Annotated in this window: 13 protein-coding genes; 9 read left to right on the top strand and 4 right to left on the bottom strand. The window is 47.7% G+C overall.

Annotation, left to right across the window (positions count from 1 at the left end; all coding sequences use genetic code 11):
- On the top strand, positions 1-1,225 hold a 1,225-nt coding region (gene ciaB, locus QZ147_RS00585; protein ID WP_295146095.1), incomplete at its 5' end, for an invasion protein CiaB.
- 3 nt (positions 1,226-1,228) lie between these two features.
- A complete protein-coding gene (locus QZ147_RS00580) occupies positions 1,229-3,544 on the top strand; it encodes a bifunctional diguanylate cyclase/phosphodiesterase (RefSeq protein WP_295146094.1) in 2,316 nt (771 codons plus the stop codon).
- A 32-nt stretch (positions 3,545-3,576) separates the two neighbouring features.
- Here QZ147_RS00580 and QZ147_RS00575 read toward each other — a convergent pair whose 3' ends face one another.
- The gene (locus QZ147_RS00575; RefSeq protein ID WP_295146092.1) at positions 3,577-4,125 is read right to left on the bottom strand and encodes a hypothetical protein; all 549 of its coding nucleotides are present in this window, start codon (positions 4,123-4,125) and stop codon (positions 3,577-3,579) included.
- A 91-nt stretch (positions 4,126-4,216) separates the two neighbouring features.
- Here QZ147_RS00575 and QZ147_RS00570 point away from each other — a divergent pair, with 91 nt between their 5' ends.
- A complete protein-coding gene (locus tag QZ147_RS00570) occupies positions 4,217-6,562 on the top strand; it encodes a bifunctional diguanylate cyclase/phosphodiesterase (RefSeq protein ID WP_295146091.1) in 2,346 nt (781 codons plus the stop codon).
- A 67-nt stretch (positions 6,563-6,629) separates the two neighbouring features.
- Here QZ147_RS00570 and QZ147_RS00565 read toward each other — a convergent pair whose 3' ends face one another.
- On the bottom strand, positions 6,630-6,818 hold the full coding sequence (locus tag QZ147_RS00565) for a hypothetical protein (RefSeq protein ID WP_295146090.1): 189 nt from the start codon (positions 6,816-6,818) through the stop codon (positions 6,630-6,632).
- 114 nt (positions 6,819-6,932) lie between these two features.
- On the opposite strand from QZ147_RS00565, the gene QZ147_RS00560 reads away from it, so the two are divergent.
- Complete coding sequence (locus QZ147_RS00560; RefSeq protein ID WP_295146088.1) at positions 6,933-7,631, top strand: dUTP diphosphatase; 699 nt, start codon at positions 6,933-6,935, stop codon at positions 7,629-7,631.
- 100 nt (positions 7,632-7,731) lie between these two features.
- Here QZ147_RS00560 and QZ147_RS00555 read toward each other — a convergent pair whose 3' ends face one another.
- Positions 7,732-8,253 carry an ATP/GTP-binding protein gene (locus tag QZ147_RS00555; RefSeq protein WP_295146087.1) on the bottom strand — a complete coding sequence of 174 codons (522 nt, stop codon included), beginning with the start codon at positions 8,251-8,253 and terminating at the stop codon, positions 7,732-7,734.
- Positions 8,254-8,336: 83 nt separating this feature from the next.
- Here QZ147_RS00555 and QZ147_RS00550 point away from each other — a divergent pair, with 83 nt between their 5' ends.
- Both QZ147_RS00550 and QZ147_RS00545 read left to right on the top strand, forming a co-directional pair.
- Positions 8,337-8,711, top strand: a complete 375-nt coding sequence (locus QZ147_RS00550; RefSeq protein ID WP_295146085.1) for an L-arabinose ABC transporter — start codon at positions 8,337-8,339, stop codon at positions 8,709-8,711.
- Positions 8,708-9,133, top strand: coding sequence for a pyridoxamine 5'-phosphate oxidase family protein (locus QZ147_RS00545; protein ID WP_295146084.1), 426 nt, complete (start codon positions 8,708-8,710; stop codon positions 9,131-9,133). The genes QZ147_RS00550 and QZ147_RS00545 overlap by 4 nt, the downstream gene beginning before the upstream one ends.
- Positions 9,134-9,143: 10 nt before the next feature.
- Here QZ147_RS00545 and QZ147_RS00540 read toward each other — a convergent pair whose 3' ends face one another.
- Entirely contained in the window at positions 9,144-9,890 is a 747-nt protein-coding gene (locus tag QZ147_RS00540) for a sulfite exporter TauE/SafE family protein (protein WP_295146083.1), read from the bottom strand.
- A gap of 121 nt (positions 9,891-10,011) precedes the next feature.
- Between QZ147_RS00540 and QZ147_RS00535 the strand changes: the two genes are divergently transcribed.
- Genes QZ147_RS00535 through QZ147_RS00525 form a run of 3 tightly spaced genes read left to right on the top strand, consistent with a single transcriptional unit; the run spans position 10,012 to position 13,729 of the window.
- Complete coding sequence (locus tag QZ147_RS00535) at positions 10,012-11,388, top strand: anthranilate synthase component I family protein (protein ID WP_295146081.1); 1,377 nt, start codon at positions 10,012-10,014, stop codon at positions 11,386-11,388.
- Entirely contained in the window at positions 11,385-13,001 is a 1,617-nt protein-coding gene (gene trpD, locus QZ147_RS00530; protein ID WP_295146079.1) for an anthranilate phosphoribosyltransferase, read from the top strand. The genes QZ147_RS00535 and trpD overlap by 4 nt, the downstream gene beginning before the upstream one ends.
- The gene (locus QZ147_RS00525) at positions 12,998-13,729 is read left to right on the top strand and encodes a phosphoribosylanthranilate isomerase (RefSeq protein WP_295146077.1); all 732 of its coding nucleotides are present in this window, start codon (positions 12,998-13,000) and stop codon (positions 13,727-13,729) included. Before trpD ends, QZ147_RS00525 begins: the two co-directional genes overlap by 4 nt.
- Position 13,730 lies beyond the last annotated feature (1 nt).

The following is a 13,730-nucleotide window of genomic DNA, read 5'->3' as shown; positions in this document are numbered from 1 at the left end:
GGACGAAATTTTAAGCGGCGAAAATTCGGACGAAATTTTAGCTCAAAGAGCAAGCTATATCGCATATTTTAAGGCGATAAAAGAGGCGTTTAGCCAAAGCGATAACTCGCGGGTAATCCCCGCTTGGCAAGCGGCGGAGATTTCGTGGATGGAGGTTAAAGGCGCTCTGCAACCCGGTCATCCCCTAGAATACTACGAGGATGCGTACACGCATGCGGTCGCGCTTGAATGGGACGTGAGGCTAACTGATACTTGCGGCGTAAACGAGCGCGAGATGAAAGATAATATCGCGCGAACCTATAAAAAAGTCTGCGAGCGAATCGGCGCCGACGGCGAAAATTTCGCCGCCTTGCATGAGCAGGTATTAGCAAACGTAGAGCGCACGCAGCTTTACGTAAGCGTGCCGATGATTTATTACGGCGCCGAGCTAAACGGGCTATTTAGCGCGCAGGTCGTGCCTAACGACGAGAGCGTGAGCGCGCGCTGCGGCAAGAAAATTTTCGCGTTCGTTAATCACGTCTACGAAGCGGCGAAGGCAAAGCCTTTTAGCAGGCTTTCAAGCGAAATTTTCGAGCTTGATTTTTTAAATATCGGACGCGAGATTTTATTTCTAAAACCCGAAATTTGGAGGAAAATTTACGAAATTTCCACGATCGGACACGAGTTCGGACATATTTTATTTATCGGCTCCGACACCGAAAACGCGATGAATAAAAGCGGCGCGTTTAAATTTATCGAGGAATACAAAGCTACGACGGGCGGGCTCGTAAATTTCTTTTTTCACGAGGACGCGCGCTATAAAAAGGGCGTATTTGCCGAGCTGATCTCGCGCAGCGTGGGGCTTATCGGCTGGAAAAACGTGGGCGAGGTTAGGGCGTATTACTGCGAGGGACTTATTCATTTAAGCCTGCTTTTTAGCGCGGGCGCGTTAAAATTTAACGGCGAAAAGCTAATCGCGGATACGAGCGAGGCGGCTTACGAGAGATTTAAGGACGCGTGCCTGGAAAATTATTTTAAACTTGCCCGCCATTACGCGGCAAAACGCGACGCGCGCGAATTTTTGGAGCGATTTTGCGTACAAAGCGAGGGTAGCTACCTACCCGTAGACGCTAAAACGCGCGAATTTACCGAATTTTATTACGAGCGCTTCGAAGCTATGGGCAACGAGCTAGACGCTAGCGGCGAGTGGGAAAGATGGCGCGAAAAATCGGGCGCGGCGAGCTAAAATTTGCTAGCGAAATTAACTAATAACCGCGCTGGCCTTTTTTACTATCTTACGGCGCTTCTAGCCGCATATTTCGCGCTTTCGATCGCGGGCGCGGGGGAGCTTGCGGGAGTATTTTTTGAGCTAAACGCTGCGGCGATCGTGTTTTACCGCGTTTTAAAAACGCGAAATTTTAAGGACTACTGGGGCTTCGTCGCGATCGCGCTCGCGCTATGGATCGCGGGAGACGCGGCGCGCCTCGCTTTTATTATATTTTATGCAGGCTCTCCCGCGTATCAAAATTTAGCCAAAATTTTATACGTATTAACCTTCGTATCGTTATTTATTTGCGGGGCTAAAATCACGAAGCGCTGCCTAAGCGGCGGCGGGGGTCTTTTGCAGGCTGCGGTCGATACGTTTGCGATATTTTCGGTATTTACGGGGTTTTTTTACGTATCTTTGGGCGAGCAGAGCCTAACGGCGTACGAAAAGATGGTATTCGTAGCGATTGAGACGGCGCTATTTTGCGAGATTTTTATAGCGGGATTTACGGTGCGCGCGCTTTGGCGCAAACGCTCGCTATTTTGGCTATTAGCCGCGCTTTTAATATTTACGGCGCGCGATTTATTTTACGTGCTAAGCGAGATAAAAGGGCAAAATACGGAGCAAATTTTAAGGGCCATTTTGCAAATTTGCTTTTTTATATTCGCCTTTGCGAGCTTGCATTTAGACGAAGATAAGCGCATAAATTTTAGTAAAACCAGAAACGATTTTCACGTCGTTTTAGTCGGTAAAATTTTGACGCTAGGGGCGCTTTGCGCGCTTATGATTTATGCGGCGGATCAGACGCTAAACGCGCCACTTTTATCCTTGACGCTGGTTTTGCTGCTATTTTACGGAGTGCTTACGCATAACGTTTCAAGCGTTAGAAACAACAAAATTTTAATAAAAAAAGAGCAGGCTATCAGGCGACGCTTGGACGATACCGTAAAACGGCGCGTAAGCGAGCTAAACCTAGCGAACGCGAGGCTAAAAGAGCTGGGCGATAGCGATTATTTAACGGGCGCGTTAAATAGAAGGAGGTTTTCGGAAATTTTAGAGGAAATTTTAAAAACCAAGCCGCTAGGCGAAAATATAGGGCTTTACGCGCTGGATCTGCGTAGATTTAAAGCCGTAAACGACACTTACGGGCGCCGCGCCGGCGACGACGCGCTAGCTCAGATCGTTGGGCGTTTAAAATCGGCTTTTAACGGGCGCGCATTCGTAGGAAGATTCGGCGGAGACGATATCGTAATAGCGTTGCGGCAAGCGACGGACGATAGCGCAAAGCAAATCGCCTCGCAGATATTAGAGCTTGTTAGAAGACCCGTTTTTAGCGACGAATATAGAATTTTGCTAAACGCCAAAATCGGCGTTAGCGTTAGCGAGACCAGCGAGATGGCGCCGCAGGATCTTATCTTGCAAGCAGAAACCGCGCTAAATTCGGCCAAAAAAGACGCTTGGGCTGATTGCGCATTCTTTGACGAGGATATGCGCCGCAGGCTCAAAGAGCAAAACTATATTGAAATGCTGCTAAATTCCGCCGACTTCGGTAGAGAATTTAGACTGGTTTTTCAGCCGCAATACGAAATTTCGGGCAAAAAGCTAATCGGCGCGGAAGCGCTGCTGCGCTGGGAGTCGCGCGTAAAAGGCGCTATACCGCCTAGCGTCTTTATCCCCGCAGCCGAGCAAAGTCCGCTAATTATCGCTATCGGTAGGTGGGTTTGCCGCGAGGCCGTCAAACGAATAAGCGCGTGGAATAACGCCTATAAAACAGCGCTAAAAATCAGCATTAACGTCTCGCCCAAACAGCTTCAAACGAAGGATTTCGCCGCGCGGCTGCTAGAAGACGTCAAAAATTTCGCCGCCGATGCTAGATGGGTGGACGCCGAGATTACAGAAATGAGCTGGATGAGCGACGAGGAGGCGATGCAAGAGGCGTTAAGCGAGTTTGGCAAACACGGCGTGAGCGTATCGATCGACGATTTCGGTACAGGATTTTCTTCGCTTAGCTATATTAAAAAATACGACGTCGATAGGCTTAAAATCGCCAAGGAATTAATCGATAACATCGCCGTAAACGATGCGGATAGGGACGTAGTAAAGGCCGTCGTCGCGCTTGCTAAAAGCATAAACGTCCGCACGATAGCAGAAGGCGTGGAGCGCGGCGAGCAGCTTGAAATTTTACGCGAACTGGGCTGCGACGAGGTGCAGGGCTTTTTATGGGGCGGGCCTATGAGCGCGGCGGAATTTGAAGAGCTTATAAAGGCGCAAACGGCGCGAAGCTTGCCCGCGCGGTAAAATTTCGCGCCTCGAAACGAAGCGGCTCGCGCTTATTTTATCGCCGAAAATTCTAAATTTTCGTATTTTAAAAGATGCTTTTTAGCGTTTTTGGCGACGAGGCTTATCATTTTTGCGGTATCCGCGTCTTTGGGGATTATGAGATGAATTTTATCGTCTATGAAAATTATGAAAATATTTTTTAGCTCGTAAATTTCGCTTACCCTTGAAAAGGCGAAATTCTCGGGGTTTTCTTGCGCCTCGTCAAAGTAGCTAATCCGGCCGTCCGCCGCGCCATCTACGCTAAAATTTAGCCGTTTTAAGGCGTGCGGCGCGGCAGATAAGCTAGCAAGCGCGGTTTTGCGTTTGTTTTTTAAAAACGCGGGATAAAAAATAACCCATAAAAAACCGAACGCGACGCCTAAAATCGTAAAAATTTGCGTTTTTAAAAACATATCCAGCACGAATCCCGCTATCATCGCTTCGCCGAAAATCCCGAAAACGTTAAAAGCGTATTGCGTTCTAGCTTTTTTGGAATAAAACAGCGTAAAGGCGTAAAAATCGAGCATGTCGGCTTCGCGTAACGTTATTATTTTTTGCATTTCGCGTTTCTCCGCTAAAATTTTAAGCGAGATTATATCGAAAAACAAGGTTTTAAAAAGTATAATCGGCGTTATTTTTTCAGGAGAAATTTTGCCTTTTTCGTCGTTTAAATCCCTTTTTAGCTCAAAATTCGCATTTAACGCGCTCTTTGCGACGGCGTTTTTATGCGCGCTGATTTTCGGGGTTTTTAAACTCGTTTTAGCTCAAACGATACTTAGCGTTTGTTTGATGGTTATCTGCGCCCTCGTCGCTTACGACGCGGCGACGGCGGGCAAATTTCGCGCGCACTGGGCGCTAGCTAGCGCGGCGGTATTTTTATGGGCTATGTGCGACGCGCTTTGGTTTTTTAACGCGTATTTTTTAAAAGCGCCCTACGAAAGCTATAAATTTCTAACCGCCGCTTATCTGCTACCGACGTTTTGCGCATTTTGCGCGGTTTTTATTTATTTTTATAAAAAGCTTAGCCTAATCGAAGATAAATCGGTTCTTATTTTAGACGGCGCGAGCGTATTTTTGTTAATCGCGATTATGTTTTTAGATACGTTTTTAAGCGCTAAAACGGCTGAAATTTTTAGCGACGTATCCGCGTTTAGCGCGGCGGGGATGCTGCTCTTGGCGTCGCTTATAATATTCGCCGCGCTTATGGAAATTTTCACCGGCAAGCTTACGAATATGAAAATTAGCGGTTTTTATCTAATCGCGGCCGCGGGCGTATTTGCGGCGATACTTTTATATGCGTTTGCAAGCAGGCTGCAAGAAGCCCCCAAAGCGTTTGCCTACGGCGGCGCGCTTAGCATAATCCCCGTATGGTTAATCGCGATCGGCGCTTTATACGTAAAAAGCGGCGATAAAATTTTAAGATATAAATCAAATCTTTTTACGGGTTCGAAATGGCTGCCGCTAATTACGCTGGTACCGTTATTAATCAAAGTCCAATTCGGCTCCGCGGCGATGCTGACGGCGCTTTTAGTGCTCACGCTTTACGCTTTGGCTAGCTACTACGTAAAAGGAGTCGTAGCTAGCAAAAATATCCTAAAACGCGAGCGAGCGCTACACTTAGAGCTTGAAAGGCAGATGCGCGAGCGCACCAACGAGCTAACGCTTTTAAATTTACGCTTACGTGATATGCTCGAAAAAGATTATTTGACGGGACTTACGGGTAGGGGGTATTTAATTAGCGAGCTGGGAAAAATGTGCGAAAACCTGCGCCCCGGCGAGGAAATTTGGGTCGTTTACGTAAATATTAGCCGCTTTAAATCGCTAAATTCTTCTTACGGGCACCGCGCGGGCGATCAAATTTTAAAAATCGTAGCCAAACGCCTGCTAAATTTTTGCAAAAACGACGAGTTAGTCGCTAGAATCAGCGCCGACGAGTTTATCGCGGTTAAAAAATCGGCCTCCGGCGGCGCGGACGCCGCGTTAAATTTCGCTTCGCGTATAAAAGACGAAATTCAAACGCCTATGCGAATAGATCGTTACCGACTGGATTTAGTCTGCGTAGCGGGCGTTTACGCGTATGCTTACGGCGATAAGCTAACCGCGAACGAGATTATTAAAAACGCCGACCGCGCGATGTATTACGCCAAAGAAAATCCAAGCTTTAATCCAGCGCTTTATAGCCGGCGCCTAGACGAAAAAACGCGAAAAAACGCCGGGCTTGAAATTTTAATGAGGCAAGCGAATTTGCAAAGCGATTTAGAGCCGTATTTCTTGCCCGTATTTAGCCTAAAAACAGGTAAGATAATTTACGCTCAGACGCTTATTAAATGGCGATGCGAGCAAGGTTTGTTAGATGCCGAAGAATTTTTCGCGGCGGCTAAAAACAACGCTATGCTAGACGCCGTCTTCGAACAGTCGCTTGCGCTTGCGGCGAGGCTAATGCGAAAATGGAGCAAGCAAGGGATTTTAGCGCCTAGAATCGCCGTTAGCGCCGTTTCGGATTTCCCCGCTTCGCGGAAGATATTAGCGAGTTTAGATAAAATTTTAGCCCGCTACGAGATAAAGCCGCACGCTTTGCAGCTGGAATTGGGCGAATCTTTATGGATGAGCCCGCCGGAGAAATTAGACGAATTTTTCGATGCGCTAAAACAAGCTCGCATCGGCGTTTGTATAGATGATTTCGGTACGGGATATCAGTCGCTGGTTTATATTAAAAAATACGACGTAACCCGCGTAAAAATCGCGAGCGAACTAACTTCTGGCGCGGTAAAAAACGATACCGATAGGCAGATAATCGCGGCGATTTTAAGTATGGCGCGCACGATGGGGTTAAAGGCGACGACAAAGGGTGCGGATAACGGCGAAATTTTGGAGGTTTTAAAGAGCCTAGGCTGCGACGAGGCGCAAGGCGACGCGCTAGCGGGCGCTATGAACGCGGAGGAATTTGAAAATTTTATATTAGCTAACGCCTCAAATATCGCGACGGACGAGGATTAAAATTTAGCGAATTTAAAAAGCTCGGCGCAGGCCGCTAAATTCTATAAATCTAGCGGCGATTTGCGGATTAAAGCTCGGCTTTGACTTCGTCGTTAGAGCGAACGACCATTCCCGAGCCGTGGATTACGCTCGGGATGCAGCCCGTGCAGATATCGACCTCTTCGCCGTTTTTATGCGCGCGCACGAATACGGCTACTTCGTTTTCGCTGCTTTTTTGTCCGCAGACGTTGCAAACTACCGTGTTGTTTTCTCTCATTTTTTATCCTTTCGTTAAAAATTCCGCTATTTTAGCCGTAAAATTTTTAATGCGAGATGATTTACGTCAATTTAATAAAACTTGCTATAATCGCCCGAATTTAAAGGAAAAGACATGGACGAATACAAAATAATTTTAGAAATGCTAAAACTACAACAAAGCTTAAACGACGAGACTAACGGACCCGGCTGGGAGAGCGGCTATACCGATAAAGGCAAGTTAATCAGCTGGCGGCGCTGCATTTACATGGAGTGCGCCGAGCTAATCGATAGCTTTGCGTGGAAACACTGGAAAAGCATAAACGCGCCTACCGATACGCAAAATTTACGCGTAGAAGTCGTCGATATTTGGCACTTCGCGATGAGCTTGATGTTGCAAAATTACAAAAATCAAGGGCTAGGCGAGATTGAAAAACTAGCTAGCGACATCTGCGCGGCGAGCGGTTTTAGCGAGTTTTGCAAAGCGAGCGCGAACGTACGAGACGAGAGTATTTACGAAATAATGAACGATATCGAGATGCTCATTCACGAATGCAGCGGTTTTAACGTAGATATGTTCGGTCTGCTTAAAATTTACTTCTCTACGGCGCTAAAATGCGGGGTTAATCTCTACTCGCTTTACGAGTGCTACGTCGCTAAAAACGTGCTAAACCGCTTTCGTCAAAACAACGGCTATAAAGAAGGCGTTTATAAAAAAGTATGGAACGGGCGCGAGGATAACGTCGTGATGAGCGAAATTTTAGCGCAAGGACGAAGAGCGGGCATAGACGAAATTTACGCCGCGTTGCAAAAAGAATACGATAAAGTAAAGTAAATTTAGCGAGGATTCGCGGCTCGCTCGCACTTTTATGAAATTTATAAGACGCCGCAAAACCGGCCCGCGATGCCTATTCGCGGTCGCGGCGGGTTAATGATTACGCGTAGAGCGAGACCTTGTTGTTTTTATTTAAAATTTCGTCAAATAGCCGCTTGCTGGCTTCCAGCACGCTTTTAGTCGCTTTGTTTTGCTCTAAAAGACTATCGAATAATTTTAACGCGCCGTCGTTTACAAAATTTCTGCCGTTTTCGTCTTGCGCTTGAGGCAGAAGCGATTTTATTTGATTAGCCAGCGAGCTTATGCTTTGGCTAGTCCCCGCTATCTTGTCGCCTTGGGCTACGTTTTTCATAAATTCGTCGATTTTAGGTCTTATGTTTTTTAGAGCTTCGTCTAGCTCTGCTAGATCTTTCGCGTCTAGTCCGTCGCCCGAGTACGAAAATTTGTAGCCGTATTCGTGCGTTAGCGTTAGGCTTTGCGCGCTTGCGCTCGCGTCTTTTATGCTTTGGTATTGCAGCGTTTTGTTATCGTAGGCGCTAAAATTTATCTCGTCTCCCGAGCTCGTTTTTAGCGAAAAATTGAAGTTATTAAAGCTTCCTTGCGAGTAGGCGTTGGTTTGCATTTTAAATCCTTTCGCGCTCTATATCGGCGAAATTTAGAATTTATAAAGCCGTTTTACGTAAAATTTCGCTAAAAAGGCATGCGATGTGTTGTTTCGGCGTGCGAGTATTCGCGCTCATTTTTATGACGGTTTTTAGCTTTGCGTTACATAAATTTTATCCGGCGTTGCCCGTGGTTTGTTACTATCTTTTGATGGCGAATTTGCTGGCGTTTGCGGTATTTTGTTTGTTTTTTAAAGGCGCGTTGCCAGCGTTCGTAAAACAGGGCGCCGTGCATTATTTTTCCTTTATAGGAGGCGTAGCGGGCGCGTTTTTGGCTATGGGCGTATTTAGAAAATTCGCGCGCGACGCGTTTAGCTTTATCGAAATTTTAGCGCTTATTTTTTGGGTCGTTTTGTGCGGCGTTTTGGCGCTGAATTTTACTAGCATCAGCTCGTTTTTTCAAGGATTTTTAGCGTGAGACTAGACGAGCGCGCGGTAAAATTTCTGCAAAAATCGCACCTATCTTCGGTCGCCGTTACGGACGAGGAGGGCGCTCCTTACGCGTTTAACGCATTTTACGCGTTTAACGGCGATGATTTAAATCCCGCGATAATATTCGCCAGCGACGAAAATAGCGCGCACGCAAGAGCGTTTTCGCGCAGCGACGCGGTATCGGGCACGGTCGCGCTAGATACTAAAATAATCGGTAAAATCAAAGGCGCGCAGTTTAGCGGAAAAGTTAGCCCAGCAAGCGAGGCGGAGCGCGAAATTTATTTTGCTAGGTTCCCCTACGCAATAGCGGTAAAGGGCGAAATTTATAAGATTGCCTTAGAGCGCGTAAAATTTACTTCAAATACGCTCGGCTTCGGCAAGAAAATTTTATGGCGTAAGGGCGAATAAAGCCCTGATTTTACTCGAAAAATATCTTTTTAATCATCAAAGAGATCATCGATACGTAAAGCAGTAAAAACCACTTTTTAAGCGCCGCCTTTTCGGTTTTGTGCGTGGCTTTGGTGCCGAAATATACGCCGATTAGCGCAAAAACGCCGATTAGCGCGCCCTCTAAATACCTAACGTGTCCGCTAAGAGAGAGCGATATAAAACCCGAAAACGACGCGAATGCTACGAAAAATACGCCCATCGAGATGGCCTTTTTCATCTCGTATCCCATAAAACCCACAAGCGCGGGCATAATAAACGCCGCTCCGCCGATGCCGATGCTAGTGGCTATCGCGCCCACGAAAGCCCCTAAAAGTACGAGTAAAAATTTCGAGTTATTTTTGCTAGCCGCGCTATTTTGCGGCGCGCGGTAGAGTTTGTAGATAGAAAATAAAAAATTAGCGAGCAAAATACATTCGAGCGCGATCGCCGGCGCCAGGCTTACGATTAGTCCGCTAAAACTAGCCCCGATTAGCCCGCCTATACCGAGATATACGCCTTCGTTTATCCTTAAAAGTCCCGCGCGGTAATTCATCACCGAGCCGAATATAGCGCCTAAAAGCATCTGCATAACGCTAACGCCTACGGCGGTTTTAGTATCGTACCCCAGCGCGATTAGCGTAGGCACTACGACGATGCCGCCGCCGATACCGAAAAATCCGCCGATAAAGCCTACCGCTACGCCCAAAAACGGCAATACGTATAAAACATCTTCCATTTTTACGTCCTTTTGGCGCGAATTTTACCCAGTTACGCGTAAAATATCGATAAAATCGCGAAATTTTAAAAAACGCAAAGCTTTTTTTACTAAAATATCCCAAAAATTTTTAAGGTAAAATATGCTTTTAAACGAACCTATTTTTTATTACGAGGCCATTTTGGCGCGGTTTAAAAATAGCTATTTGGCGCAGGATTCTACGCAGGCTATTATCGGTATCGACTGCGATTACGTAAGTGCCGCGGGCGCAGAGTTTGACGGCGAAAAGTTCGCTAAAAACGCGAAATTCGAACGGACTGACTTTGCTGGACTTAAAAGCTATTTCGCCGAGCATAAAAACGCTAGCGACGCGCCTTTTGCGGGGCTGTTCGGGGTGCTTGGCTTTGAGAGCGTAAAATATTTTGAAGACGTTAAAAGCGCGGGCGAGCGCCAATACGATTTTGCTAATTTCATCTACGCCAATGCGCGAGCGTATCTGCATTTTGATAAAATCAGCAAAATTTACGGCTTTTACGGCGACGCGGCGAAGTATTACGATTTTTTAGAAGCGCTTGATAACGCCGAGCCCTCTGAGCGTAAAACCCGCGCGAAATTTAAAATTTTAACCGACCTTGACGCCGAGAAATCGCATTTTGAGCGCATCGTAGAAAGAGCCAAAGATTATATTAAAGCGGGCGACGTGTTTCAAGTCGTTTTGAGCGAGCAGCTAGCGCTCGTTAGCGATCTTAGCAGCTTAAAATTTTACGAAATTTTAAGCGCGGCCAACCCTAGCCCTTATATGTTTCACTTTCCTACTCCGTTCGGCGACGTAGTCGGCAGCTCGCCGGAGCTGGTTTTCGAGCTAAAAGGCGAGCGAATTTTCGTAGCTCCGATCGCTGGGACGCGCCCGCGCGGCAAGGACGCGAACGAGGACGCGACGCTGCAAACGCAGCTTTTAAGCGACGAGAAGGAGCTAGCCGAGCATAAGATGTTAATCGATCTTGCCAGAAACGATATCGGCCGCGTGGCTAAAATCCGTAGCGTAGTCGTTAAAAACGCCCTAAATATCGTGAAATACGAAAGCGTAATGCATATCATAAGCGACGTTTACGGACAGCGCGAGCAAGGCGTAAGCGCGTTTGACGTAGCCGCTAGCGTTTTTCCGGCGGGTACGCTTAGCGGGACGCCTAAAATTCGCGCGATGCAGATAATAGGCGAGCTTGAAACCTTTAAGCGCAACGCCTACGGGGGCGGGATAGGATTTTTGCATTTTAACGGCGACGCGCAGATGGCGATATTAATTAGAAGCGCGGTATTTACGCCGTTTAAGCGGGGCGATGATGAAACTCCGGCGCGAGATTTCGGCGCGGCCGCAAGCGGCGAAATCTCTAAAATTTTCGTCCAAGCGGGCGCGGGGATCGTATTTGATAGCGACCCGCAGCGCGAATACGCCGAAATTTGCCACAAGCGCGCCAGCGTGCTAAACGTCTTTAAAAATAACTGCGAGGAGATAAAATGATACTTTTAGTCGACAATTACGACAGCTTCGTTTTTAATATCAAGCAATATTTAAGCGAGCTGACGGACGAGGAAATTTTATGCGTGCGAAACGATAAAATCTCGCTTGACGAGGTTCGCCGCCTAAATCCTAGCCGTATCGTTTTAAGCCCCGGCCCCAAGCGCCCCGAAGATAGCGGCGTATGTCTAGAAATTTTGCGCGCTAATTTGGACGCGCCGATACTGGGCGTTTGTCTGGGGCACCAAGCCATCGGACTCGTAAACGGCGCTAAAATCAAGTGTTTAGACACCCCGCTTCACGGCAAGACCTCGCGCATTAAAATTTTAGCTAGCGAGCCGCTGTTTAGCGGACTTCCGGCCGAATTTGAAGTAATGCGCTATCACTCGCTTTACGCGGACGAGCTACCGCCCGTTTTAGAGCCGCTCGCGGTTAGCGAGGACGGCGTTTTAATGGCGCTTCGCGTAAAAGACAGGCCGATTTTCGGTATTCAGTTTCATCCCGAAAGCCATTTTACGCAATACGGCAAGAAAATTTTACAAAATTTCTTAGAATTTAATAAACCGCAACAAAAGCCCGTTTCCGCGCAAAGCGAAAATTTCGCGCCGTTTTTGCTAAAACTGCAAAAGGGTTTCCCGCTGGACGGAAGCGATTACGAGATTATTTGCCGCGCGATAAACGCTAAAAACTACGACATAGTCCAGCTTGCGGCGCTTCTCGTTTTAATCAGCGAAAAAAGCCTCTACCCCGCAAGCGTCGCGGCGCTCGTGCAAAATATCCTGCGCTATTCGCACACCTATGCCGACGCGTCTGATATGTTCGACGTCGTAGGCACGGGCGGAGATAGGCTAAAAACGATCAACGTCTCGACCACGACGGCGTTTATCTTGGCAAGTCTGGGCATTAAAGTCGCAAAACACGGCAATAAAGCGATCACGAGCAAAAGCGGCAGCAGCGACGTTTTAAGCGCGATCGGCGTAAAGCTGGCGCCTACGATCGAGCAAAACCGCGAGCTGCTAGATAAAAAGGGGCTTGCGTTTTTCCATGCGATGTTTTTCCATAAAATTACCGCCGAGGTGAAAGAGGTGCGCGACCGCCTAAAAATCGGCACTGTCTTTAATATGCTAGGACCGCTTTTAAACCCTAATACGAGCCTAAAATTTCAAATGGTCGGCAATTATTTAGAAGAGGTAAACGAGCTAATGGCGCAAACGCTGATGCATCTGGGTCGCAAGCGCGCTATCGTCGCGCACGGCATGGACGGCATGGACGAGATCACGCTATGCGACGAAACGCTGATACACGAGGTAAAAGACGGCAAGATCGTCGAATACCGCATAACCCCCGAGCAGTTCGGCTTTAAGCGCGCTTTTCACGGCGACGTAGAGGGCGGATCTAGCGAAGAAAACGCCGAAATTTTAAAAGCGACCCTGCGCGGCGAGGAGCGCGGCGCAAAACGCGATATAGTCGTGCTAAACGCTATGTTTGCGCTTTACGTAGCCGGCGGCGCGCAAAGTCCCGCGCTAGCCAGACCTATCGTCGAAAACGCGCTAGATAGCGGTTTAGCGTGGAAATACTTTTGCGATTACGTAGCGCAGTTTAGGGCGCGAGATTGAAAACGGCCGCAAAACCGCTCGTTAAAATTTGCGGTATTAAAAGCGCGGACGAGGCTAGGGCGGTTTTAGAAGTAGGGGCTAAATTCGGGCGAAATTTAGCGAATTCTAGCGGCGAAAATTTTAACAAAAAAACGGGAGCGACGCAGGGCGAGAGCTTGCAAAGCGAAGCACGAAATTTTAAAAACGGCGTTAGTTTTTTGGGTGTAATTTTTGCGCCCAGCAAAAGGCGGGTAAGTGCGGCGGTCGCGCGGGAAATTTCAAGCGCGGCGCATAAGGCCGGCGCTAAGTGCGCGGGCGTCTTTGCGGGTCAAAGCGACTGCGAGATAACGGAAATTTGCGAGTTTGCCGAGCTCGACGTCGCGCAGATCCACGGCGAAATCAGCGCGAATTTATACGCAAATTTAAAGGCGATGGGGTTAGAGGTTTGGCGCGTTTATAGCGTGCTAGACGCGCTTCCGGCCGTCGATACCGCGCTTTGCGATATGCCGCTTTTTGATTGCAAGGGGCAAAACGCCGGCGGCAACGGCATCAGCTTTGATTGGGAGATTTTGCGTGGGGTTAAATTTAACTTCGGTATGGCGGGCGGTATCGGCGAGCACAACGCGTGCGAAGCGATCAAATTTAACCCACGAGTGCTCGATCTAAACTCAAAAGTCGAGGATGAAAATTTGCAAAAAATTCCAGCCACAATTGAGATAATTTTAAAAGCAATTTCAGCAGGCAATTAAC

Source organism: uncultured Campylobacter sp. (assembly GCF_905371695.1).
In the GTDB taxonomy this organism is placed as follows: Bacteria; Campylobacterota; Campylobacteria; order Campylobacterales; family Campylobacteraceae; genus Campylobacter_A.
This window is presented reverse-complemented; position numbering and strand designations above follow the sequence as displayed.

Coding starts and splice junctions, on each gene's coding strand:
- QZ147_RS00575 (WP_295146092.1), bottom strand. CDS start 4,125: ATGCAAAAAATAATAACGTTACGCGAAGCCGACATGCTCGATTTTTAC.
- QZ147_RS00565 (WP_295146090.1), bottom strand. CDS start 6,818: ATGAGAGAAAACAACACGGTAGTTTGCAACGTCTGCGGACAAAAAAGC.
- QZ147_RS00560 (WP_295146088.1), top strand. CDS start 6,933: ATGGACGAATACAAAATAATTTTAGAAATGCTAAAACTACAACAAAGC.
- QZ147_RS00555 (WP_295146087.1), bottom strand. CDS start 8,253: ATGCAAACCAACGCCTACTCGCAAGGAAGCTTTAATAACTTCAATTTT.
- QZ147_RS00550 (WP_295146085.1), top strand. CDS start 8,337: ATGTGTTGTTTCGGCGTGCGAGTATTCGCGCTCATTTTTATGACGGTT.
- QZ147_RS00540 (WP_295146083.1), bottom strand. CDS start 9,890: ATGGAAGATGTTTTATACGTATTGCCGTTTTTGGGCGTAGCGGTAGGC.
- QZ147_RS00535 (WP_295146081.1), top strand. CDS start 10,012: ATGCTTTTAAACGAACCTATTTTTTATTACGAGGCCATTTTGGCGCGG.
- trpD (WP_295146079.1), top strand. CDS start 11,385: ATGATACTTTTAGTCGACAATTACGACAGCTTCGTTTTTAATATCAAG.